This window comes from Acinetobacter sp. ANC 4973, assembly GCF_002135275.1.
In the GTDB taxonomy this organism is placed as follows: domain Bacteria; phylum Pseudomonadota; class Gammaproteobacteria; order Pseudomonadales; family Moraxellaceae; genus Acinetobacter; species Acinetobacter kyonggiensis.
The window spans coordinates 357,953-383,471 of sequence record NZ_NEGM01000002.1 but is presented as its reverse complement, the minus strand read 5'-3'; the positions used below and the strand labels follow the sequence as shown (position 1 = coordinate 383,471).

Sequence of the window (25,519 nt, the reverse complement as noted above, 5' to 3'; positions counted from 1 at the left end):
GCATACACTGAAAAGTGCATAAATAAGACCCAAGCAAGTATCCATAAACAGTTGTGCTGGCGACAATAGCAAGAGTGAACCACCTGATCCCTTCCCGAACTCAGAAGTGAAACCTCTTCGCGCTGATGGTAGTGTGGGGTTACCCATGTGAGAGTAAGTCATCGCCAGCTCATTATTCCTAAAACACCCCCAACCTAAACGTTGGGGGTGTTTTTTTATGTGTGAAATTTGATTAAAGATCATTTATTAAAGCCATTGTTTATAAAATTTGAACAGGTTGCCCTTGGCCTGATTTGCCTGACTACTTTGCTAAATCCGACTCAATATTTAAAAAGTTTAGTCGTTGCTCTAGAGATAGAAGCTATTAAAAGTATTTGGATTAATCTCAAATACTACTGATTTAGAATGGATTTTTATTGATACTACATTTGTTCGAGCACACCAACATGCTAAGGGTATGAAAAGCCAAAATATCTCAAAAAGTATCCGTAGGAATGGCTCGAAAATTGATTTAACTGTGGATGCAAATGCTAATCCAATTAAATTTAATGTTTTATTTTAGTTTTTTAATTTAAGGTCAGGGCTTCAAGTAGCAAAAGTGCATTATCCTCTATACAGGTATCGATAAAAAAGCGGATAAGTAGATTGTTGTGTGGCCTAATTTCGATAGATCACGGTGGTATTTTAATCTTTTCTTGCATAGCCACTAAAATTCTAGACACATATAACCATTTTGATGGGCTTTTCATAATCAAATAGAGTAGGTAGCTTTAAATTTTTGAAAAAGTCATCAATCATGCAGAAAAAATATGTATGAGTCATATATGGGGCAAGAAATGTGGTGGCTGAAAGCGTAGGTTGTGTGGTAACTGCCTAATGGTTTACAGCCACCTTTTTTGCAAGTCAATTTCTTATCCGCGATTTGGGTTAATGAGTTATTTTATCTAACGAAGAGTTGTTTACAAAATCTATGGCCATTCACAGAGACATCGTCGATGCTCTTGATATCCAGCAGAAAATTAAAAATTTAAACCACTGTTTATGTATGTTTTTTAATCAAGCAAGATGAATAGAATTCATGGTAAAATGATCGGCTTTCATCTTAGATCTCTCCCGATCGCCATCTGCCAATCGAGATAAATAACCATGTCTACTGCTTATACTGCTCAAACAGCGCCTACTGCGTTGTTTGATTACGACAAATATTGGGCGTCGTGTTTTGAACCCGCACCATTTTTGCCGATGTCACGAGAGGAGATGGATCAACTCGGTTGGGATAGTTGTGACTTTATTTTGGTATGTGGCGATGCTTATATTGATCATCCATCATTTTGTTCGGGCATTATTGGCCGTACTTTAGAAGCACAAGGTTTCCGTGTCGGCATTATTGCGCAACCTGATTGGACCAATGCGGAAAGCTTCCGCGTTTTGGGTAAGCCAAATATTGCTTGGGGTGTAACCGCAGGGAATATGGATTCGATGATCAACCGTTATACAGCTGATCGTAAAATCCGTTCTGATGATGCTTATTCACCTGATAATCAACCGAATAAACGTCCAGACCGTGCAGCAACTGTGTATTGTCAGCGTTGCCGTGAAGCATTTCCAGATGTACCTGTTTTGCTGGGTGGGATTGAAGCATCATTACGTCGTATTGCACATTATGACTATTGGTCAGATAAAGTTCGTCGTTCAGTGTTGATGGACTCAAAAGCAGATTTATTGATGTATGGTAACGGTGAGCGTTCAATTACTGAAGTGATGCATCGTTTAGCCAAAGGCGAAAAAATTCACGAAATTACTGATGTTCGTGGCACGGCATTTATCGTCAATAAATTAAACCGTCCATCTAAAGCCAAATTTGTGGAAATTGCATCGAATGATGTGGATGCCATTGGCCGTGTTGATCCCATCATTAATCCTTATGTGATGACTGAAGATTTAGATGGCTGTGAAATTGAACAAGATAAGGGTAATTCTTTAACCCAATACCAAAATTTCCAAAAAGAAATTGTGACGAATCAAATTGTTCGTGAAGGGGATCAACTCGATCCTGATACGCAAATTGTGCAAATGCAACCGTCATCAAAAGCGATTAAACATAAATTACCGCCACGTGAGTTGGCTGTGATTCGTTTACCTGCCTTTGAAGACGTGTCTGAAGATCCAGTTCTGTATGCACATGCCAATCGTATTTTGCATTTGGAAACCAACCCGGGCAATGCACGTGCCATGGTACAAAAACATGGTGAACGTGATGTTTGGTTAAATGCACCACCAATTCCTTTAACCACAGAAGAAATGGATTACGTATTTGACTTGCCTTATGCACGTCTGCCACATCCAGCCTATGCAGAAGCACGTTTTCCTGCATTCGACATGATTAAATTCTCTGTCAATATCATGCGTGGTTGTTTCGGTGGTTGTACGTTCTGTTCCATTACCGAACATGAAGGTCGTATTATTCAGAACCGTTCTGAAGAATCGATTCTACGTGAAGTGGAAAAGATTCGTGATACTGCACCGGGCTTTACGGGAATTATTTCAGACTTAGGTGGCCCAACAGCAAACATGTACCGTTTGCAGTGTAAAGATCCTGAAATTGAGAAAAACTGTCGTAAACCATCTTGTGTATTCCCGGGTGTGTGTCAGAACTTACATACCGATCATGCACCGTTAACCCAGTTATATCGTAAAGCACGTGCCTTAAAGGGCATTAAAAAGATTTTGATTGGTTCAGGTCTGCGTTATGACTTAGCGGTGTTAAACCCTGAATATGTGAAAGAGCTGGTTCAGCATCATGTCGGTGGTTATTTAAAAATTGCACCTGAACATACCGAAAAAGGTCCATTGTCGAAGATGATGAAACCGGGTATTGGCACTTATGACCGCTTTAAACAGATGTTTGATCGTTTCAGTAAAGAAGCCGGAAAAGAGCAGTATCTCATTCCGTACTTTATTGCAGCGCATCCGGGGACAACCGAATATGACATGATGAATCTGGCGATTTGGTTGAAGAAGAATGGTTTCCGTGCTGACCAAGTGCAGACTTTCTATCCATCACCAATGGCAACAGCAACCACCATGTATCACACCGGTAAAAACCCACTGGCCAAAGTGGCGCGTTATACCGAAAATGTCGATATTGTGAAAGGTGAAAAACGTCGTCGTATTCATAAAGCATTCCTACGTTACCATGATCCAAACAACTGGCCATTATTGCGTGAAGCGCTGAAGGAAATGGGGCGTGCTGATTTAATTGGTAACTCGAAGCAACATCTGATTCCGACTTATCAACCAGTGGGAACAACGGAAGGTCAGTACCAATCGGCACGTAAAAAGAATTCCACGGTTGCAGGTGATTCGCAAAAACGTACGGGTGAACATGCGGCTCGAAACAATCAAACCAGTAATGCATCGCGTCCGTCAAATACCAAAAAACGTCCAGAAAGAGGACAGATTTTGACTCAGCATACCGGTTTGCCGCCACGTGAAACGGGAGATGCAAAAAAACCATTTGCAGGCACCAAGCCAAAAGGTAAGTCTAAGCCGAGATCGAAAGCTTAATTTTGATCGGTGAATGAAGAAGGATGCTTAGGCATCCTTTTTTTACTGAATAAGGAAAATAAAGGATCAAAAAACAGTTCGTCGGAATTGTAGGACAATAGCCAATAGTCTTATTGAATCAGCGTTAGAGCTTGATATACACTCTTTTGAGTGTCTATGAATATTGAATGAGACACCAATGCTGAATATAAAATAAGTGCAATTTTTTGTTTGTTTTTATAATGATTTTGTCATTATTAAATGCAGTTTGTTTACTTGACATATTTAATAAAAAGAGTGGTTGTATACTAAATTTCATAACAAACAATCGGTGTGACACCGACAAGATTATAAAAAATTAAAGGACTAAGAGCATGATGATGTACATTTTTATCGGGAGTTTAATCCTACTGTGTGTACTGTTTATGGCGTGGAGAAGTCTAGAAAATAGTACCAGACAGCAAGATAGCGCTTTAAAACAAAGGGCTATTTTTAATATTAATCAACAAATTACATATACTCGTCTTAAAGAAATACTGCCACAGAGCACGATTTTGGCGCATGTGTCATTTGATGCGTTATTGACGACTAAATATTCTCGTACACGGCATAAATATCGCAATATGGTGGCAGATTTTGTGGTACTGGATGAAAATCATCAAGTAACGGCCATTATTGCACTGGATGATCCCATGGTATTGAAGCGTCGACAGAATGCACAATATCAAGATGCCCTTTTAGCCATGGCGGGCTATCATGTGATTCGCTATGACGATGTGCCTGAATATTATCAGTTGAGACAAGATTTCCTGATTGAAAAGTTTGCTTATAATCAGTTAGACACTGCACTAGAAGGTCACACAAAAAAGTATAATTTTTATCCAGTATTGGGGCGAAAGAAAATCCGAATTTTAGGCTAATGAAAATAAGCATGAATAAACAGACTTATCATGCTTATTTTTTTATCGATTTAATTTGAAATACGTACAGCCGTAACCGTCATTTCAACGAGAACTTCAGCTGCATAAAGTTTAGATTCAACACATGTTCGAGCAGGGGCATGACCTTCAGCGACCCAAGCGTCCCATATTTCATTCATTGCTGCATAGTCTTGTTCAATATCTTTTAAGAAAATGATCACAGATAAAATATGGGTTTTGTCTGTGCCTGCATCTGCCAATAAGCGGTCGATATTATCCAGTGTTTCTTGAGTTTGCGCCTTAATATCGAGTGAAGTGTCATTGGCCAATTGACCCGCTAGATGCACTAAATTTCCTGAAATAGCCACTTCGCAATAACGCTTTTCTACATGTAGACGTTGAACGCTCATAAAATTTTAATCCTGTGTTTTTCGGCATCATTGCCATTGCACCGCTGTATCGGTATGGAGTACCAAACGGTGAAGTGAAAATGGGTTAATGAAACCCTATCATGTGCAATCTTGGTTAGTAAAACAGCACCAAGCAGATCATCATCATAAGTGTTGTGCATTCAATGCCATCAAGCAGGGAATGCACCCATTAAACCACCGATGATACACATTTTCTGTTGCTCAAAGCGATCTGCAAGCGATGCAAAAAGAGCAATATTGCAACAACTGATTGCACCCAGTATTCAGCTGATATTGAGGGAGAAGTGTTTATTCAGACCTTAGTGATGGGGGATATCATTTAGTTGAAAATGAGTCATTTAATAGATGGTCAGTTATTCGTCTAGACGTAAAGTATTGATATCAAAATATTTTCAGATATGGGGTGATGATAGGTGTGATCGAAAGAGCTAGTGATTGATAACAGCAGCAATCCAATTAATGGGTATGGTTTTATGCAACGGTGTTGTTGGCAATTTAAAAGCGGTATTTAGCGAAGGCAGGCAAGAAAGGATTCCATGACAGAGTTGCCCTGTAATATTCGGATTTGATCGTCACGCCAATCACAGGACAGTATGCTAAAAGTAAAGGTGATTTTTAGCATCTCAGCGGCTACATGGATAAATGCATCGCGCCGATAGAGTACCGTAAAAAGAAGTGTTGTGTGTAATCAATTGGTCTAATTTTATTCTTTTGCTTAAAAAGTATTCAAAATATTGACCAAAGTGAAAGTTGAGGCTGATCTTGCTGTTCGGACAGTTGATAGACCCCAACGCCAATTAAGCGAAATTGCGTATGTTCAGAAATTCGCATCTCCATTAGCAGTTGTTGCAGTACATCTTCTAATTGCTGTCTGTTTTGTAAGGGCTGTTTAAAACTTTTACTGTGCTGTAAAACTTGGAAATTTTTCAGTTTTAGTTTGGCTGAAACGCCACGGGCAGAAAGGTTTTTTTTCTCTAAGCTTGCCCAAACTTGATCAATTAGTTTAGGCCAATAGCTGTGGCATTTGGTCAAAATAAGATCGTCATCAAAAGTGGTTTCTTTTGAAATTTGTCGGCGTTCACGTTCAGTCTGTACAGGGCGTTCATCAATGCCTTGTGCATATAAAAACAATTGTTTGCCATATTTACCAAAATGTTGAATCAGGATGGTTTCATCCATTTGTTGCAAATCACCCAAGGTGTCCAGTTGCAGTGCCTTTAATTTTTCGTGGGTCACTTTACCAACGCCGGGGATTTTTTTCAGCGCTAAATGTTGAATGAAATTTTGCACCTGTGAGGGTTTAATTACACAAATACCATTGGGTTTATGCCAATCCGATGCAATTTTGGCTAAGAATTTATTCGGTGCTACACCAGCAGATGCGGTTAAACCAGTCAGTTGAAAAATATCGTTCCGAATTTGCATGGCAACTTCTGTTGCACTTGGAATATTTTTTAAATTTTCAGTCACATCTAAATAAGCTTCATCTAAAGATAAGGGTTCGATCATGTGAGTGTAACGCTGAAAAATCTGATGAATTTGAGTAGAGACATTTCGATATTTTTCAAAATGGGGTTCAATCACCAACACTTGTGGACACAGTTTTTTGGCCTGTGACATGGACATGGCGGAACGTAAACCGAACTTGCGCGCAGGGTAGGATGCCGCTGCAATCACCGCTCTTGGATGGTGTGAGGAAATTACCACGGGCAGGTCTTTTAACTCAGGATGATCTTTGAGTTCAACAGATGCATAAAAGGCATCCATATCGATGTGAATGATTTTTCTCATGCAGCTCACATTCTGCTTTGAATACAAGGTTAAGTTGAGTATCTCATTTTCATGCTTTGGATTGTAGTGCTTGAGTCAGAGGGTACGACACAATTTGACTGAGTAAAACTGCGGCTGTGTTTTGCTGTTTCGCAGCCTGAATTAAAATATTGCAGTTTTTTCAGCACGGATGCTGTTATTTTATGGGCAGATGCTCAATGTTGTTTTGCGTGTAAATTTTATTTTTTTCCAAAAAATGGAGCCAGTCGGACTGATCGCCATGAAAGACATTTAAATCGACCACTTTAGCAATGCCTTGGATGCTTCCTTGATTGGTCTGTTGCCAAAACAACCATTGTGGGTTGCCTTTTAAATTGGGTTTACCTTGATATTCGCGTACCCATAGCGGTGTTTTAGAAAATTGTCCCGCTAAAATAATATTATAAAATGACTTGGAAATATAGAAAATCGGTTGTTTGCCATAGTGTTGATACAGCCGATCATGCATGACCTGAATTTCTTCTAGCAGCTGTTCTTTGGTATAGGTATTGATGCAGTTCGTGTCATATTCCAGATCAATCACAGGTGGCAGGGCATCGGGTTTATTGGGCACGGTGGCAATAAAATTTTGTGCTTGAATTTCACCATCACGGCATAAACGATAAAAATGATATGCGCCCACCAGAAAACCCTGTTCACGGGCTTGTAGCCAATTCTCCTGAAATTTTCGATCTTTAAAATCACCGCCTTCGGTGGCTTTTAAATAGATAAACTGAAATTTTTTCGGTGATATTTTTTTCCACTGGATATCACCCTGATGATGTGAAACATCAAAGCCTTTAACTGGATATTCCTGTGCTGAGGCAGGATTATGATGCAGGATAAAAACATATACCACGATTGCAATGCAAATCAGTCCCAAGCCAACGCAAGAGGCGTAAAGCTTTTGCAGGCTGCTTTTGGCGAATCGTTTTTTAGGCATAACAGTATTTGCGATGATGAACCTTGAATATGATAACGCGATCTGAAGCCTCAGAGCACGTTGTTTCTGAAATCTGTTTAAACGGCTGTATCACGTGGAATACGCCAGAAAATATAAGCGGTAATGATGTTAATACAGCCTAAACAGATCAGCGTGCTATGAAATGCAAGGCTGATCTGTGCGCTACCGTAATATGCGGTAAAAATGTTGACCAGTGTACCCGCCAAAGCCACCCCAATACTCATCGACAGCATCATGATCATGGATAAAAAACTGTTGCCACTGCTGGCATCCGCTTGAGGTAAATCTTTCAGCGTTAAGGTATTCATGGAGACAAATTGCATTGAATTTAACATGCCAAAAATAAAGAAATGTAAGGTTCGCAACCATAGCGGTGTATCTGCCGTGGTTAAAGCCAGACTGGCAATACAGCTACCGACTAAAACCGTATTGACCAACAGCACACGTCGATAGCCAAAGCGTTGAATAATCGGTCGAATAATCGGTTTTGATGCCAATGATCCGAGTACCGCAGGAATCATCATTAATCCCGTAATCAAGGGACTAAAACCAAATGCCACTTGCAACATTAGCGGTAATAGAAAAGGCAGCGCATTGCCCCCCAAACGCGCAAAAAAATTACCTAAAATACCAATCGCATAAATTTTATTTTCAAATAATTTGCTTCGAAATAAGGCATGTTGATGAGTGTGAGCGTGGTAAGTATAGATGGCTGCTGCAATGAGTCCTCCCACGATGAGCACAATGCTGAACCCAGCGCTGCTCTGGGGACTGGAAAAACTTTCAATGCCTAAAGACATACCAGTCATGGCAATGACCAAGAACAGGAAACCGCTAAAATCAAATTTCTGTACTGTGGGTTCGGTAACATTCGGCATGGCTTTAAAAGTGACCAGCACACCCAACAGCCCCATCGGGATATTGATCAGGAAAATCCAATGCCATGTGGCAACTTCAACCAACCAGCCGCCTAAAGTGGGGCCAATCAGTGGGCCAATTAAACCTGCTAGACTCATGAGGCTCATGGCAGATAAAAATTGGCTACGTGGAATGACTTTCAGCATTGCCAAACGACCGACAGGCAGCAATAAAGCGCCGCCAACACCTTGAACAACACGAAAAAATAGCAGTTGCTCTAAATTTTGTGAAAATGCGCAGCCCAAAGAGGCCAAGGTAAAAATAATAATCGCTGAAAAATAAGTATTACGTACACCAAAACGGTCTGCGAGCCAGCCACTTAAGGGAATACAGGCAGCGACAGAAAGCACATAAGCCACCACCAAACTGTGCATACGTAATGGATCTTCCCCCAAGCTGACGGCCATCGCAGGAATGGCCGTGTTGACAATGGTAGTATCGAGCGCCTGCATAAAAAAGCCAATCGACACTAAAAAGACCAACAGTCTAAATTCAGGTTGTAAGGCTTGATGCGAGGGCGTGGCGTTCATATTTTGAAGAAGCTGAGGTTTTTAAACAGTTTAAATGAATCTAGGAAGGTTGTTGTATTAAATCGTTGTCTTCATTTTGCCATAACAATGCAATCAAACAGCAATCCAACCGTCATGGTGCTGACACGAGTTGCTTATAACTTGGTCGCAATTTTAACAAAAATGATGAATGAGCATGATGAAGACACAATTTTCGGCACTGATGCTTGCTTTACTTTCGGTGGGAATGGTGGCGTGTAATGATGATCAGAAAAATGAAGTGACTGTGACACCACCAGTCGTTGATGAGAAAACTCCGAATAGCATTGAACTGGTGCGTATTGGTGGTTATGAAACGGGTATTTTCGGTGCCAGTGCGGCAGAAATTCCAGCTTTTGATGCTGCAAGCAAACGATTATTTGTAGTGAATGCTAAAAAGGGCGTGGTCGATGTACTGGATATGACACAGCCTGAAAAACCTGTGCATATTGGGGAATTATCTGCACGTGCATATTTGGCGGAATCTGATGTAAATAGCGTTGCAGTGCATCAGGGCATTGTTGCTTTAGCCGTTCAAGCCAAGAATAAAACCGACAACGGCATCGTCGCTTTTTTTAATGCCAAAGATTTAACTTTTATGAGTCAGGTTGAGGTTGGGGCATTGCCTGATATGTTGGTATTCACCGCAGATGGCAAAAAGGTTTTGGTCGCAAATGAAGGTGAACCAAGTGCAGGGTACGCGGTTGATCCAGAAGGTTCGATCAGTATGATTGATGTGCGTAATATCCAACGTCCGCAAGTGAAAACAGCAGGATTTAGTGCATGGAATTCGCAAAAGCAAAGCTTGGTGGATGCGGGTGTCCGTATTTTTGGACCTAATGCTCAGCAATACGCCAATATAACAACGCAAGGTATTCCAACCACAACCGTTGCTCAAGATCTGGAGCCTGAATACATCACCATCAGTGCCGATGGTAAAACTGCATGGGCAACGCTGCAAGAAAACAATGCCATTGCCAAAATTGATTTAATTAAAGATGAAGTGGTGGATATTTTCCCGATCGGCTATAAAGATCACGGTTTAGCTGAAAATGCCTTTGATGCCAGCGATAAAGATTTAGGCATTAATATTCAAGCTTGGTCGGGTGTTTTTGGCATGTATATGCCTGATGCGATTGCACAATATCAGGTCGATGGGCAAACTTATTTGGTGACGGCCAATGAGGGCGATGCGCGGGAATGGCTGCTTAATGCGGATCAGTATTTTAAAGGGGATGATTTAAATGCCGGTTATGCCGAAGAAATTCGTGTAAAGCACTTATTTAACAGCAAAGGTTTTAGAAATAATGGCGATTATGCGGCACATTTACGTCAGATAGCACCAAATGTAAAAGGTGCAAAATTAGATTCCAGCATTTTTTGTAAAAACGCACCTCAGGTCGAAACATGTTTGTCCGAGTTAATAGGGGATACTCAATTGGGTCGTTTAACCATAAGTTGGACCCAAGGCTATAAAAAAGATGCGCTGACGGGTTTGCCACTGCTGGATGAAAAGGGGCTAATGACCTACGACAAACTGTATGCGTATGGCGGGCGTTCATTCAGTATTATTGATCCAGTTTCGAAAAAAATAGTCTGGGACTCAGGCAAAGAATTTGAAGCAAAAGTTGCGGAAATGATGCCGCAATATTTCAATAGCAATCATGAAAATACTGTATTTGATGACCGTAGTGACAACAAAGGCCCTGAACCTGAAGGCGTTGCATTGGGTAAAATTGGCAATAAAACCTTTGCATTTATTGGGCTTGAACGTCAAAGCGGTATCATGGTTTATGATATTAGTCAGCCGAAAAAAGGACAGTTCGTTCAATATTTTAATGACCGAAAAATGACTGAGGCAGCGAATAAACAAGGGGATTTAGGGCCAGAAGGTTTAATTTTTATTGCGGCGAAAGACTCACCAAATGGACAGCCACTTTTGGTGGTGGGTAATGAAGTGAGTGGTTCAACTGCAATTTATCAAGTGAAGTTAAACTAATCCACCGTGAGAAAAAAAGAGCACAAGGTTGCTCTTTTTTTTGTGCTGTGTAACAAAACCTTGTTACTGTGATGTGATTAAAGTGACACAAAACTGTCATAATCTTGCGCAACTCATTCGTCGTATTGGATGGGGCTTTTCATTGGTGAAAAAGGTTTTGTTTTTATGACAATCGAAATTTTGATGATTGTTGGTTTCTGTTTAGCTGCCTATTCAATTGTTGGAAATGATGTACCACAAACCTTAGGTACTTTTATTTCATCCAATGCCCATCGTCCTTGGTGGGTGTTGTGGCTTTATACCAGCAGTATTTTAAGCGTGGTGTTAATGTATGGTTGGTATGCCTCGGGCGTAGGTGATGCATCTTATGGTCGTCTTGAAACCATTCCTTTTCCTGAGTCAGGAATTACTTGGCTGTATATCGTTCCGCCTATATTACTGATTCTGTTAACCAAGTATGGGATTCCTGTCAGTACCACATTTTTAGTTTTGACCATTTTTTCACCAAGCAGTTTGGGAGCCATGCTGACCAAGTCGATGATGGGCTATGCCGTTGCTTTTGTGGTGGCTATCATTATCTATCGCTTTGTGATTAAAGGGATTTCGGTTTATTTCAGTAAAACGCGCGATCATAAACCGTCTCATATCTGGATTGGATTGCAATGGGTCTCCACAGCGTTTCTATGGAGCCAATGGTTAATTCAAGATTTAGCCAATATTTTTGTCTATGTGCCGCGTCAAGTTCCGTTTGAATTTCTAGTTTTTGCCATTTCTGTATTCGTGGCTTTATTAGGGATGATTTTTTACCAACGTGGTGGAGCCATCCAAAAAATTATCGACACCAAAACTGGGGTGGCAGATATTCGTTCAGCGACCATTATTGATTTTATTTACGCCTTAATTTTATTGGTCTTTAAAGAGTGGAGTAATATTCCAATGAGTACCACTTGGGTATTCTTAGGTTTACTCGCAGGTCGTGAATTTGCCCTGTCTATGCATCTGGCTGAAGTGAATAAATACCGAACTTCGCGTAATGTGAGTAAGGATGCAATGAAGTTGATGGTGGGTTTAATCATGAGTATTGTTCTAGCCACTACTTTGCCGTGGTTTTATCAAGTCATCTCAGGTTAATAGATGAATGCTTCAAAAAAAGCGAGCCACGGGCTTAATGCGATTAGTTAAGAAGTGGATTAGTTTTTTATTTTAAATTCATGATGTTATTAGATACGCGGAAATGTCATTCGCAACTGTTCGAGGCAAGACTACTTTGAAAAGTAAGGTTTCTGCGATTACTTGATCAATAAAAAGTATTTGACGAGTTTTGCGGTGAGGCGCACTGCGCCGCAAGATGCCTTTCTTGCGAACTCAAAATATATTTTGAGGCTTCTCATTTGGGCTTATCTAAAGTAATAAATGAGCTCCAAGTATTTGATTTAAAAATATAAGACTCCGTCGTGATTAGCTAAAAAGCTAAAAAGCTAAAAAGCTAAAAAGCTAAAAAGCTAAAAAGCTAAAAAGCTAAGGAGTTAATTGTAAAACCCCTTAACTGACTCGCATTAAAGCCATAAGCTCGCTTTTTTATTGTTACTGCACGCATTTAAATAGCAAAGTGTTTTGGAGCGCTTAAATTTTTAATTGCATTGATAATTTGGTCTGCATGATTACAAATAATCAATTTTGCACGATGCTGCGGCGGTAAAAATCCTTCCTCAACGGCATGATCAAGCTGCGCAATTAAAGCATCATAGAAACCATTTACGTTGTATAGCATCATGGGTTTTTGGTGTTGATTTAACTGTCCCCAAGTGGCCACTTCTAAAATTTCTTCAAAAGTACCTAAGCCACCCGGAAGTGCTACAAAAGCACTGGCACGCTCGGCCATCATCGCCTTACGTTCATGCATATTTTTGACGATGTGCAATTCAGTGAGTTGATGGTGTGCAATTTCATAATCGAGCATAAATTCAGGAATGACCCCAACGGTTTGACCGCCATGTTGTATGACGGCATTGGCGACTTGCCCCATAAGGCCAATACTTGCGCCACCATAGACCAGTCCAAAACCTTGATCTGCAAGACCTTGAGCTAGAGCAATCGCTTTTTCTGTATAAATAGGTTTATTACCAGAACGGGAACCGCAATAGAGAGCAATTAACGCTTGAGTTGTTTTAGGCATCGGATTTTTATGTTTTGGAGTCATTTTTAATACACTGGTCATCATTATATTTTTACCATAGCATTTTATTTTTTCATGCTCTAGCTTACGCAGAAAATATGACAAAGCATGGACTAAAATAAACTCATTTTGCAAAAATTGTTAACAGGTGTGGAGAGAAAAGCGCGACACATTGAAAAAAGGATGAATTTTTACGCCATCTTGCCTATACTAAAAATCTGTTTTCCAACAAATGAATCAACATGGGTAGTGGTTGTCGTCGCTCCGAACACATCAATTCGTACGCAAAAATTATACCGAATATTGCTCAGGAAATATTCGCCGATTTTAATCGCAATGTTCTAAAATTAGCCCTCAATGCTATGCAGGGGGACATCCAATGATCTTTGAATGGATGTCAGATCCATCGGCATGGATTGGTCTTGCAACTTTAGTGGTTTTAGAAATTGTTCTCGGTATCGATAATCTGGTCTTCATCGCAATTTTGGCGGAAAAACTGCCACCCGAACAGCGCAATGCAGGTCGTATTATCGGCTTAATTCTCGCTTTGGTGATGCGATTAATTTTACTCGCCTCAATTGCGTGGGTGGTCACCTTAACGCAACCGCTATTCCATATTTTTGATCACGCGTTCTCTGGTCGTGACCTGATTCTACTGTTTGGTGGCGTGTTCCTGTTATTTAAAGGCACCATGGAACTGCATGAGCGTATTGAAGGTACGCAATCGCAAAAAGAAGAAAATCCTGTGCATGCTGCTTTTTGGATGGTCATTGTCCAAATTGTGGTGCTTGATGCTGTTTTCTCGCTCGATAGCGTGATTACCGCAGTAGGGATGGTGAAAGATCTTTCAGTGATGATGATTGCGGTGATTATCGCCGTTGGTATTATGCTGTGGGCATCGAAACCATTGATGAACTTCGTCAATAAGCATCCAACCGTGGTGATTTTATGTCTCGGTTTCCTGATGATGATTGGTTTCTCACTGATTGTTGAAGGTTTTGGTTTCCACATTCCAAAAGGTTATTTATATGCCGCAATCGGTTTCTCTGTGGTGGTTGAGTTTGTCAATCAAACTATGCGCCGCAATCAGGAAAAACTGGTCACAACAACAGACTTACGTTATCGCACGGCCTCTGCCGTGATGCGTATGCTGGGAGGGAAGACCGATGCACAAAATAAAGAAGCTGAAGATGTGCTTGCTACGCGTGCATTTGCCGATGAAGTGTTTAATGAAGAAAATGGTGCTTATCATAGTGTGATGGTGCAAGGGGTACTTGGACTGTCTGAACGACCTGTGAAATCAGTGATGACACCCCGTCCAGAACTGGAGTGGATTGACTTAGATGAAGACGAAGCGTCAATTAAAGAACAACTGTTGAGCATGACCCATTCACGTTTAATTATTGCACGCGGTGAATTGGATAATATTTCAGGGGTGGTGCTGACGCATAAAATCATGAATGAATACATTGAAACAGGTGTACTCAATTTTGAACGTCACTTACGCGACCCTGTCATTGTGCATGAAAATGCGCAAGTGTTGATGGTGATGGAGCAACTTCGTCAAGCACCCCTACAAATGGCCATTGTATTAAATGAATATGGTTCAATTGAAGGCATTGCGACACCAATTGATGTCCTTGAAGCCATTGCGGGTGAATTCCCTGACGAAGATGAACTGGAAACCGCAGCAGAAAGTTTAGCGGATGGAACGTTAATCCTTGATGGCTCTACCGATATTCGTCACGTATCCTTACTTTTAGGCTGTGATCTAGTCGATGAATCCGAACAATATTCAACCTTGTCGGGTTATATTTTATTTCACTTGGGGCGTTTACCCGAAAGTGGGGCAAAATTAGCAGCAGATGCTCATATTTTTGAAGTGGTCACGATGGACGGTCATAAAATTGATAAAGTCCATATCATGCCGCAACTCAAAGCCAATGCTCAAGCTACCTGAAACAACAGCGATGATCGCTTAAGTTCAGGATAATGAATTAAAATAGCTCGCATGGTCGAGCTATTTTTATGGGAAATATTTCATGTCAGAACGTCATTGTCCGTGTGGGCAAGGGAATTATAACGATTGTTGCCAGCCGCTACATTTGGGGCAAGCGAAAGCACAAACAGCTGAACAACTGATGCGTTCACGTTATAGTGCATTTGCCAAGCATGAGATGGATTACATCGTCCAAACCACAGCCATCGGGCAACAACCTTTTTTGGATCAAGTGGCGATTGCAGATTGGAGTCAAGCCAATCAATGGCTTAAATTAGAGGTACTTCAAGCCAAAGAAAAAATAGATAAAAATCACGCACAGGTTGAATTTAAAGCCCATTACCATGATGGCAAACAAGCACAGGTACATCATGAAGTCTCTCATTTTGTACAACAGAATGGTATATGGTATTTCCTTGATCCGACCACGGAGATGCAAATCACCATGAAGCAAGCCTGCATTTGTGGTTCAGGCAAAAAATTTAAACAATGTTGTGCGCAATATTTGTAATTTTAGCTTGAATTTGCCTTAGAATAGCGCGCATCGATTACCCTCAGTGGAAGATGGGCAGTGTTACTATTAGTCATTTATATTGTTGCGATTACGGCTGAAGCAATGACAGGGGCACTGTCGGCAGGTCGACGTAGTATGGATTGGTTTGGTGTAACGCTAATTGCCTGTGTCACCGCACTAGGTGGTGGTTCAGTTCGAGATGTGTTGCTTGGACACTATCCACTGACATGGGTCAAACATCCTGAATATTTAGTCTTGACCTGTGCTGCTGCTTTTGTCACGATTTTAATTGCCAAATGGATGCGTCATTTACGCTCGATCTTCTTGATTTTAGATGCCATGGGGCTGATTGGTTTTACCGTAATTGGTTGTCAAATTGCACTGCAAATGGGCCATGGCTTTGTGGTTTCAGCGGTCGCAGGCGTGTTGACTGGGGTATCGGGTGGTATCTTGCGTGACATTTTGTGTAACGATGTACCCTTGGTGTTCCGCCGTGAACTGTATGCCAGTATTTCCTTTGTTTCCGTGATTTGCTATTGGGTCTGTCAAGAAATTGGCTTCTCGTTAGAAGTTACTGTGATTTCCACTCTGATCTTCGGTTTTTCTTTACGTTGTATCGCCATTTATTTTGGTTTGGAAATGCCAAAATTTATTTATAAAGATGATGATGAGCAATCTGCATCTTCTAAAGATGCGTCATAACGATTTGTATAAAAATGACAGATGACTGATGAAATAAAGCAGTCATCTTCTTTAAATGAGCGTATAAAAATAAGTACAACTATAAATCCTGTTGGGAAAGCAGTATGTATTCTTTCACCAAATCAGAGAGCTTATTATGGATTTAGTCTCACGTGTACAACGCTTACCGATTGGTAAATTTCACTATACCTTACTCTGGGTAATTGGACTCGGCTGGATGTTCGATGCGATGGACACGGGGCTAATTTCCTTTATTTTGACCACCATGGCTGAAGAATGGAACATGACACCGACGGAGAAAGGTTGGGTGGTGTCCATTGGTTTTGTCGGTATGGCGATTGGAGCTGTTTTTTCAGGTGGCTTAGCGGATCGAATTGGCCGTCGTACCGTGTTTGCCATCACTTTAGTCACCTATAGTATTGCCACCGCTTTATGTGCTTTTGCACCGAATTTAACCTGGTTATTGGTCTTTCGTTTTATTGTCGGTTTGGGTTTGGGCGGACAACTTCCCGTTGCGGTGACTTTGGTCAGTGAATATATTCCTGCTCAAGTGCGTGGACGCTTTATTGTGTTATTGGAAAGTTTTTGGGGCTTGGGCTGGTTAGTGGCAGCATTGGTGTCCTATTTTGTGATTCCAAGTTATGGCTGGCATATTGCCTTTTTAATTGGCGGACTACCGGCTATTTATGTGTTTATGATTCTGAAAAAAGTGCCAGAGTCGGTGCCGTATTTGATTAATCGTGGACGGATTGAAGAAGCACATGCACTGGTACAGCAGCTTGAACGTCAGTGTGGTGTTGAGGTTATTGATTATATTGAAGTACAGCCTGTAGCCACTAAACAAAATATCTCCTTTCGCCAGCTTTGGTCAGGCCCATTTGCACGCCGTACCTTAATGCTCTGGTTAATTTGGTTCGGTATTGTTTATTCCTATTATGGCATTTTTACTTGGTTACCCAGTTTGTTGGTGAAACAGGGTTATAGCATTGTGCAGTCTTTTGAATATGTGCTGATCATGATTTTGGCACAGCTTCCGGGTTATGTCGCAGCCGCATGGCTGGTGGAAAAATTGGGGCGCAAAGCAACCTTGGCAGGTTTTATTGGCATGTGTGCTGTCTCGGCTTATTTCTTTGGTCAAGCCAATAGCGTAAACATGATTATGTTCTGGGGCTGTTTGATGTCGTTCTTTAATTTGGGCGCATGGGGCGTACTGTATACTTATACGCCAGAACAATATCCAACCAATATCCGTGCCTTTGGTTCGGGTTGGGCTTCTGCGATTGGTCGTATGGGCGGAATTGTTGCACCGATGGTGGTCACCCATATGATGATTATGGAGAATGGTTTTAGTCAGGTCTTTATGATGTTTACTGCGGTATTATTCGGTGTGGCTTTGGTGATTTTAATTTTAGGCGAAGAAACCAAAGGCAAGACCTTAGAATCGATTGGATTATAAGGTTTGCTGAAAATGAATGATTTTTGATGGATCATGCTTTATAAAATGAATAGTTTTACGCCATAAGACATAATTTGTCGCAGAGTGTTCAGTACTGCTCTTGTGTAGATTGCACCTGCGACTTAGCATAACAACGTAGATACAAAAACGAATTAATTAGGATTTTACGCTTTTATGACCAGCCTTGTGCATCAAGCCACAGAAAATCGTTCCGTAGCAGAATTTACCGAACAAGCTTATCTTAACTATGCCATGTACGTGATTATGGATCGTGCATTGCCACATATTAGTGATGGTTTAAAACCCGTGCAGCGTCGTATTGTATATGCGATGAGTGAGTTAGGCTTAAAGCATAGCGGTAAGCCTAAAAAATCTGCCCGTACGGTGGGGGATGTGCTGGGGAAATATCATCCGCATGGTGACTCTGCCTGTTATGAAGCGATGGTACTGATGGCACAGCCCTTTAGTTATCGCTATCCTTTTATTGAAGGTCAGGGCAACTGGGGTTCACCGGATGATCCGAAATCCTTTGCGGCAATGCGTTATACCGAAGCTAAACTTTCACTATATAGTGAAGTGCTGTTGTCGGAATTGGGTCAAGGTACTTGTGATTGGCAGGACAACTTTGATGGTTCCATGAAAGAACCGGTGAATTTGCCTGCGCGTGTGCCGAATATTTTGCTCAATGGTACAACGGGGATTGCCGTGGGCATGGCAACCGACATTCCACCGCATAATTTGCGTGAAGTCGTTAAAGGCACCATTGCTTTAATTCGCAACCCTAATTTAAGCGATGAAAAAGTAGCAGAATATATTCCTGCACCAGATTTACCCACCAAAGCTGAAATTATTACTCCGCCTGAAGAACTGCTGAAAATTCAAACCACAGGGCGTGGTAGTTATCGCATGCGTGCGATCTATAGCATTGAAAAAAATGAAATCGTGATTACGGAATTGCCGTATCAAGTGTCAGGTTCAAAAATTATCACGCAAATTGCCGACCAAATGCAGGCCAAGAAACTGCCTTTGGTCAGTGATGTACGAGATGAATCCGATCATAAAAATCCAACCCGTTTAGTGATTGTGTTGCGTTCAAATCGTATTGATGCAGAAGGGGTGATGAGCCACTTATTTGCAACTACAGATTTAGAATCCAGCTATCGTGTCAATATGAACATGATTGGTGCCGATGCACGTCCACAAGTCAAATCGATTCGTCGAATTTTATTGGAATGGATTGAAATTCGTAAGAATACCGTGACTCGTCGTCTACAGTATCATCTGAATAAAATTGAAAAACGTCTGCATATCTTGGCAGGTTTACTGATTGCTTATTTGGATTTAGATACCGTGATTCGGATTATTCGTGAAGAAGATCATCCGAAAGCAGAACTGATTGCCCATTTTGGTATTGATGACATTCAAGCTGAAGCCATTTTAGAACTTAAGTTACGTCACTTGGCGAAACTTGAAGAAATGGAAATTCGCCGTGAACAAGAAGAATTAGAAGCGCGTGCTGCCATTATTCGTGAACAATTGGCCAATCCAGAATCATTAAAGAACTTAATCATCACTGAACTGAAAGATGATGCGAAAAAATTTGGCGATGATCGTCGTTCGCCAATTGTACAGCGTTCAGAAGCGCAAGCCATTCATGAACAAGATATGTTGCCTGCCGATCCTGTGACGGTGGTTTTGTCTGAAGCAGGTTGGATTCGTTCTGCCAAAGGGCATGATATTGATGCTGAAAACCTGAATTTCCGTGCTGGCGATCAATATTTAAGTCATGCACAAGGAAAATCAAATCAACGTGTGTATGTCTTAGATGAAACGGGTCGCAGTTATGCACTGGCCATTGCAAGTCTGCCGTCGGCACGTGGTTTGGGTGAGCCATTAAGCTCCAAACTTGCCCCTGCAAATGGCATTGCTTTTATTCAAGTACTGATTACAGAGGATGAACGTGAAGTCATTGCTGTCAGTTCTAAAGGTTATGGTTTTAAATCGAATGCCAAACAACTCGATACCAGTGCTAAAGCGGGCAAAGCATTTTTAACTGTAGCTGATGATGCCAAAGCCTTACCGTTACAAACAGTTGATGCACATACGCATTTGGCAATGCTGAGTACTGCGGGTCGGTTATTGGTGATTGATTTGTCAGAATTGCCAATGCTGAACAAGGGTAAAGGAAATAAATTGATACAACTTGAAGGCAAAGAACAAATTTTGTTCATGACATTAATTTCTTTAAATGAAATAATTCAAGTGGTTGCAGGACAGCAACAATTAAAATTAAAAGGTGATGATCTTCAAAAATATATTGGTAAAAGAGCCACTAAAGGTCAACTCTTACCACGAGGATATCAAAAAGCAAATAAACTGTTCATTCAAAGATAAAACTAGCATCCATTGATCAAAATACGTTATATATGATTGGTATTCGTGTAAATGGATGTCATGTTATGCATAAACAAGTTAAATAATGACGCATAACATTGAAAAAATAGTTGAAACTAAGGATTATAGATTGGAGATTAGGGCATTATGGAAAAAATTTGGTTTGCTGAATACCAAAAAACAGGGATTCCTGAAACTGTAGAATTGCCAGCAGAAAATACCTCACTTAACGATGTTTTTGAACGTAATTTTCAAAAATTTGGTTCACGTGATGCTTTTATCTTTATGGATAAAGCCTTAACTTTTGATGAACTAGAAGAAGCAAGTCGTAAATTTGCAACGTATTTACAAAGTTTAGGGTTGGCAAAAGGTTCCCGCGTTGCTGTCATGATGCCTAACGTCCTTCAATATCCAGTGGTTGCACTTGGTGTCTTCCGTGCAGGTTTGGTGTTGGTGAATGTCAATCCACTGTATACCTCACGTGAACTTGAACATCAATTGAATGATTCTGGTGCTGAAGCATTGGTGATCATTGAAAACTTTGCCACTGTTTATCAAACCATTATTGGTAAAACACCTGTGAAGCACGTCATTGTTGCTTCTGTCGGTGATATGTTGGGTACGCTCAAAGGCACATTGGTGAACTTTGTGTTGCGTTCAGTGCGTAAGCAAATCCCAGCTTGGAATATTCCAGGCCATATTAAATTTAATGCGGCAATGTCTAAAGTCAGTGTCAGCAATTACAAACGCCCTAATTTAACTTTAAGTGATACCGCAGTATTACAATATACAGGCGGTACAACAGGTGTTTCTAAAGGTGCAGAGCTGACGCATCGCAACCTTGTTGCCAATATGTTGCAGTGTGATGGTATTTTCCAAAGTAAATTTGGCGCACAAGACGGCGCTAAAGATGACCGCATTTTCTGTGCATTACCGCTTTATCACATTTTTGCTTTCATGGTTTGTGCCATGTACGGTATGTATAAAGGTCAAGCGAACGTTTTAATTCCAAACCCACGTGACTTACCTGCGGTCATGAAAGAATTGCGTAAATACCAACCTTCATTCTTCCCAGCAGTAAACACTTTGTTTAATGCACTGGTAAACAATGAAGAGTTTAAACAACTTGACCATAGCAAACTTAAAATGGCAATGGGCGGTGGTATGGCGGTTCTTCCTTCTACAGCAGAAGCGTGGAAGAAGATTACAGGCACCAACATTATTGAAGGTTATGGTTTATCTGAAACCTCACCAGTTGCGACAGCAAACCCACCGACATCAACTGAATTTAGCGGTACCATTGGTATTCCATTACCATTGACTGAAGTTGCGATTTTAGATGATGATGGTAATAATGTTGCATTGGGCGAACAAGGTGAAATCTCAATCCGTGGTCCACAAGTCATGAAAGGCTATTGGAACCGTCCAGATGAAACTGAAAAAGTGATGACGACTGATGGTTTCTTCCGTACGGGTGATATTGGTATCATGGACAGTCGCGGATACATTAAAATTGTCGATCGTAAAAAAGACATGATTTTGGTTTCAGGCTTCAATGTATACCCATCTGAAATTGAAGAAGTGATTTCTACACATCCAAAAGTATTGGAAGTGGCAGCAATTGGTGTTCCTGATGAAAAATCAGGTGAAGTGCCTAAGCTTTTTGTAGTGAAAAAAGATCCGTCTTTAACCACAGAAGAAGTCCTTGCTTTTGCTAAAGAGAACTTAACAGGCTATAAACGTCCGCGTTATGTTGAGTTTATGGATGAATTACCAAAATCGAACGTAGGTAAAATTTTACGTAAAGATTTGCGTAAAACTGCATAAGTTAGCTATTTAAAAAGCGCCGTTTTCGGCGCTTTTTTTTATGCTTTTTTAATCAATTTTTCATTAACCAGCGATCAATATATGGGCGCCCAAGGCCAAAAATACCGACAAAAGTAAACATGGTGCCAAACTGGCGGCTAAAACTGGGTAAACGAAATGCACCATAGCTCAGATAATTATCAATCAAGCAATACACCAAAATTGCGGTGAGCCAATACCATAAGTTTTGACGCTTAATGCTGACCATCCAGAAGGCCACAATTAAAATAATCAGTGTACCGATAGGTGATGCAATATTCATATTGGCACAGATGGTTGCGATTAAGAACGCAACGATTGGCAACACGATTTTGAGTACACGATCTACCTGACGTTGATGTTGCTGCTGTTTTTCAAGTACATCGAACATTTTTTGTTGATCAGGGTTGACCATAATGGATCCTTATTGCTCATGTATAAAAACATTATAATTTAACAAAAATTATTGTTGAAACACCATGCTATGATATGTAGCAGAAAATCGTAATGAGAAAAATGGGATGCAAAGCATAAGCGGAATAGTTTATCTCATCTTAATTGCATGTTTATTGCCTTATGTTTTTACCGTAATTGCAAAAAAAACAGCGGGCTTTAAAGCACGAGATAACCAAAACCCACGAGAATTTTTGGGTAAAACCACGGGCTTGGCAGCACGTGCCCATGCGGTACAGCAAAATAGTTTTGAAAGTTTACCATTATTTATTGCTGCGATTTTAATGGCAGAATATATGGTGGTGCAGCAAACGGTGATTATGACCTTTGGCATGGCCTATATTGTATTTCGAATTATGTATGGTATTTGCTATTTAGCCAATTGGGCAACGTTGCGCTCAATTGTTTGGTTATTGTCTTTGCTTTGCCCAATTTGTTTATTAATTTTGGTGATTAAATTAACCTAAAGTCGTTGCATTGATGCAAATACATATTTGGGCGTAGCAGATGTATAATCACGAAGTTATTTAATTCTCAAAAACCGTTATAATCGTGCGGTTTAAATAAGATTTAACTTGTTAAAGAGTGATGCTATGAGCTACAGCAATATCCCAGCGGGTAAAGATGCACCAAACGACATCTATGTCATTATTGAAATTCCTGCAAATGCAGCACCAATCAAATACGAAATTGATAAAGATTCAGATGCTTTATTTGTAGACCGTTTCATGGGTACAGCCATGTTCTACCCAGCGAACTACGGTTATGTGCCAAATACATTATCTCTTGATGGTGATCCATTAGACGTACTTGTGGTGACACCATATCCAGTTGAACCAGGTTCAGTGATTCGTTGCCGTCCTGTGGGCAAATTGAACATGGAAGATGACGGTGGTATCGATGCAAAATTGATTGCGGTTCCACACGAAAAATTAACCCCACTTTATAAAGATGTTCAGGAATATACAGATCTTCCTGAATTGTTGATCAAACAAGTGGAACACTTCTTTGCTCACTATAAAGACCTTGAAGCAGGTAAGTGGGTAAAACTAAGCGGTTGGGAAGGTGCTGATGTTGCGAAACAAGAAGTGCTTAGCTCAATTGAAGCCTACAAAGCAGCAAATCAATAATTGTTGTGTCATTTAGGTTTGTTTTTCAAAGCTAAATAAAAAAACCTGCACAATGTGCAGGTTTTTTTTGATATGCGAAAATTAATCTGAATTAGAAGAATTTTACAGGGATATCAAGCCAGATACGCCATTCGTTGGTATCACCAATGTATGCAGATTGGTAAGCATCGCTTGCACGGTAGTAAGAGTGACGAAGACGTAAGCTCGCATCTTTGGCAAAACCAGATTGAACTGTGTATTTCACTTGGTTGAAGAACTCACGTTCAGTCGCATTATCAGCAGCTAATTGAGCACGATCAACTTGACCTGCAACATCAATATCCCAACCATAAACAAAAGCAGTTGTCCAAGTTAAACCTGGAACATTCAAACCTGCAAAGTTGTAAGTATATTGAAGTTGTGCTGATTTTTCATCATTACCAACGAAGTCAGAAAGATAAGAATTAGCCAAATACATGGTTTGATGACCATCAGCAACGCCTTGACCTAATCCATAGTCATAACCCGTATTGCCAGTATTTTGCTGGTAAGCCACCATGACATTGTGGTTGCCCGTGTTATAGGTACTAGAAATTGACCAAATATTATTGCTTAAGTTCGTGAGATCATTGGTTGTGTGTGAGTATGTATACGCACCACCGTCAGTCTTTGTATCCCAGTTCGTATGGTAACCGCTGAAGTCATAAGTCAAAGAACTATCGTTTGCTAAAGCTTGTTTAAAGTTGGCATTTACATAATGACGTTCTAAACGATCCTTGATGTCAGCACCAAAATAAGATGTATTTAGAGCGTCGTTGAATTGATACTTAGCGCCCCACACAACAGCGCGATCCAATTTATTCGCATCACTTGCGATTTGGTCTGAATATTGGTTTTTAGTGAATTTACCAGCCGTTAACTCTAGACCTTTAATCTCACGGCTCGTTGCTAACACACCGTCAAAGTATTCAGGTACTAAACGTACAGTGTTACTTGCAAGTACAGGTAGGTCGAGCACTTGAGTACCATAGCGAACTTCAGTATTTGAAATACGTGCTTTTACAATACCGCCACCACGTGTCCAATGATCGTAAGTATCACCTGAGTTTTCTTTACCATTCAATGTTTCACGAGGAATCATGCCATTACCAGCATTGTTGTTGGCGCCAATTTTAAAAGAAGCATCGCCAATTGCACCTACACCAAAACCAATCACGCCTTTGGTATAGCCAGATTCCAATTTAACCATTGCAGTCTGAGCAGTTGAGCTTGTATCAGTATCATTTTTTTTATCACGAGAAAGATAACCCGTGCGGAATAATACAGATCCTTCTGCATCTTCTACGAAACCTTTAGATTCACTTTGCTCACTTGCAAAGGCAGTAGAAATAAGAGCAGCTTGGATTAAAACTGCTAAGGTAAGTTTTTGTGTTTTTTGCATTGGGAGAAAGCCTTATACAAAATAGGAGGAAGAAATTGAAAGAATTGTATACATAATGTATATCAGAAAAATCTTTTTTTTATTCATTTTATTTCATTAAAGTTATGCATTTTTTGAATATAAATTTGGCTGTTTTGTAAAATAAAAATTGCCGATTTTTTTATTTTTTTAAATTATTATTTAAAACAATAATATATTTAAATTATGGGTGATTTTTTATGTAATTTTTTAAAAATTAGTCAACAAACTTTTGAGCTTGGTTGCTATTTTTAGGATCTAATACTTTAGTCGTATA

19 protein-coding genes, 1 rRNA gene and 1 pseudogene are annotated in these 25,519 nt (G+C 40.3%); 14 read left to right on the top strand and 7 right to left on the bottom strand.

The features are described 5' to 3' along the window. Positions 1-55 precede the first annotated feature (55 nt). From rrf to B9T30_RS04750, 4 genes and pseudogenes are all read left to right on the top strand, one after another. Positions 56-170 (top strand): 5S ribosomal RNA (gene rrf, locus B9T30_RS04760). Positions 171-236: 66 nt separating this feature from the next. Beyond that, positions 237-547 (top strand): annotated as a pseudogene (locus tag B9T30_RS16645) (IS5/IS1182 family transposase); the annotation flags it as partial. A 599-nt stretch (positions 548-1,146) separates the two neighbouring features. Next, on the top strand, positions 1,147-3,567 hold the full coding sequence (locus B9T30_RS04755; RefSeq protein WP_086183992.1) for a YgiQ family radical SAM protein: 2,421 nt from the start codon (positions 1,147-1,149) through the stop codon (positions 3,565-3,567). A 353-nt stretch (positions 3,568-3,920) separates the two neighbouring features. After that, positions 3,921-4,466, top strand: a complete 546-nt coding sequence (locus tag B9T30_RS04750) for a DUF2726 domain-containing protein (protein WP_086183991.1) — start codon at positions 3,921-3,923, stop codon at positions 4,464-4,466. 50 nt (positions 4,467-4,516) lie between these two features. On the opposite strand, the gene B9T30_RS04745 is transcribed toward B9T30_RS04750, so the two are convergent. From B9T30_RS04745 to mdtD, 4 genes are all read right to left on the bottom strand, one after another. Next, the gene (locus tag B9T30_RS04745; RefSeq protein WP_086183990.1) at positions 4,517-4,876 is read right to left on the bottom strand and encodes a RidA family protein; all 360 of its coding nucleotides are present in this window, start codon (positions 4,874-4,876) and stop codon (positions 4,517-4,519) included. A 747-nt stretch (positions 4,877-5,623) separates the two neighbouring features. Next, positions 5,624-6,688, bottom strand: coding sequence for a DNA polymerase IV (gene dinB, locus B9T30_RS04740; protein ID WP_086183989.1), 1,065 nt, complete (start codon positions 6,686-6,688; stop codon positions 5,624-5,626). A gap of 175 nt (positions 6,689-6,863) precedes the next feature. Next, a complete protein-coding gene (locus B9T30_RS04735; protein ID WP_086183988.1) occupies positions 6,864-7,649 on the bottom strand; it encodes a GH25 family lysozyme in 786 nt (261 codons plus the stop codon). A gap of 77 nt (positions 7,650-7,726) precedes the next feature. Further along, on the bottom strand, positions 7,727-9,118 hold the full coding sequence (mdtD, locus tag B9T30_RS04730) for a multidrug transporter subunit MdtD (RefSeq protein ID WP_086183987.1): 1,392 nt from the start codon (positions 9,116-9,118) through the stop codon (positions 7,727-7,729). Positions 9,119-9,296: 178 nt separating this feature from the next. On the opposite strand from mdtD, the gene B9T30_RS04725 reads away from it, so the two are divergent. Together B9T30_RS04725 and B9T30_RS04720 are read left to right on the top strand one after the other, a co-directional pair. Further along, complete coding sequence (locus B9T30_RS04725) at positions 9,297-11,135, top strand: choice-of-anchor I family protein (RefSeq protein ID WP_086184005.1); 1,839 nt, start codon at positions 9,297-9,299, stop codon at positions 11,133-11,135. A 165-nt stretch (positions 11,136-11,300) separates the two neighbouring features. Then, positions 11,301-12,266, top strand: a complete 966-nt coding sequence (locus B9T30_RS04720) for a hypothetical protein (protein WP_086184004.1) — start codon at positions 11,301-11,303, stop codon at positions 12,264-12,266. A 466-nt stretch (positions 12,267-12,732) separates the two neighbouring features. On the opposite strand, the gene B9T30_RS04715 is transcribed toward B9T30_RS04720, so the two are convergent. Next, positions 12,733-13,353 (bottom strand): TIGR00730 family Rossman fold protein, encoded by a 621-nt coding sequence (locus B9T30_RS04715; RefSeq protein WP_086184003.1) that lies wholly within the window; start codon positions 13,351-13,353, stop codon positions 12,733-12,735. A gap of 337 nt (positions 13,354-13,690) precedes the next feature. Between B9T30_RS04715 and B9T30_RS04710 the strand changes: the two genes are divergently transcribed. From B9T30_RS04710 to B9T30_RS04685, 6 genes are all read left to right on the top strand, one after another. Continuing rightward, positions 13,691-15,271, top strand: a complete 1,581-nt coding sequence (locus B9T30_RS04710) for a TerC family protein (protein WP_086183986.1) — start codon at positions 13,691-13,693, stop codon at positions 15,269-15,271. Between the two features lie 82 nt (positions 15,272-15,353). Next, entirely contained in the window at positions 15,354-15,821 is a 468-nt protein-coding gene (locus B9T30_RS04705; RefSeq protein WP_086183985.1) for a YchJ family protein, read from the top strand. Positions 15,822-15,881: 60 nt separating this feature from the next. Continuing rightward, positions 15,882-16,526, top strand: coding sequence for a trimeric intracellular cation channel family protein (locus B9T30_RS04700; RefSeq protein ID WP_004650097.1), 645 nt, complete (start codon positions 15,882-15,884; stop codon positions 16,524-16,526). Positions 16,527-16,662: 136 nt separating this feature from the next. After that, positions 16,663-17,982: an MFS transporter gene (locus B9T30_RS04695; protein WP_086183984.1), complete on the top strand. Its 1,320-nt coding sequence runs from the start codon at positions 16,663-16,665 to the stop codon at positions 17,980-17,982. Positions 17,983-18,156: 174 nt separating this feature from the next. Continuing rightward, positions 18,157-20,376 (top strand): DNA topoisomerase IV subunit A, encoded by a 2,220-nt coding sequence (gene parC, locus B9T30_RS04690; protein ID WP_086183983.1) that lies wholly within the window; start codon positions 18,157-18,159, stop codon positions 20,374-20,376. Positions 20,377-20,523: 147 nt separating this feature from the next. Next, positions 20,524-22,203, top strand: a complete 1,680-nt coding sequence (locus B9T30_RS04685) for a long-chain-fatty-acid--CoA ligase (protein WP_086183982.1) — start codon at positions 20,524-20,526, stop codon at positions 22,201-22,203. A gap of 52 nt (positions 22,204-22,255) precedes the next feature. Here B9T30_RS04685 and B9T30_RS04680 read toward each other — a convergent pair whose 3' ends face one another. Further along, positions 22,256-22,636 carry a hypothetical protein gene (locus tag B9T30_RS04680; protein ID WP_086183981.1) on the bottom strand — a complete coding sequence of 127 codons (381 nt, stop codon included), beginning with the start codon at positions 22,634-22,636 and terminating at the stop codon, positions 22,256-22,258. A gap of 106 nt (positions 22,637-22,742) precedes the next feature. Here B9T30_RS04680 and B9T30_RS04675 point away from each other — a divergent pair, with 106 nt between their 5' ends. Then, positions 22,743-23,141 carry an MAPEG family protein gene (locus B9T30_RS04675; protein ID WP_086183980.1) on the top strand — a complete coding sequence of 133 codons (399 nt, stop codon included), beginning with the start codon at positions 22,743-22,745 and terminating at the stop codon, positions 23,139-23,141. 126 nt (positions 23,142-23,267) lie between these two features. Beyond that, complete coding sequence (ppa, locus tag B9T30_RS04670; protein ID WP_086165211.1) at positions 23,268-23,804, top strand: inorganic diphosphatase; 537 nt, start codon at positions 23,268-23,270, stop codon at positions 23,802-23,804. Positions 23,805-23,895: 91 nt separating this feature from the next. Here ppa and B9T30_RS04665 read toward each other — a convergent pair whose 3' ends face one another. After that, positions 23,896-25,224, bottom strand: a complete 1,329-nt coding sequence (locus B9T30_RS04665) for an OprD family outer membrane porin (protein WP_086183979.1) — start codon at positions 25,222-25,224, stop codon at positions 23,896-23,898. Positions 25,225-25,519: the final 295 nt, after the last annotated feature.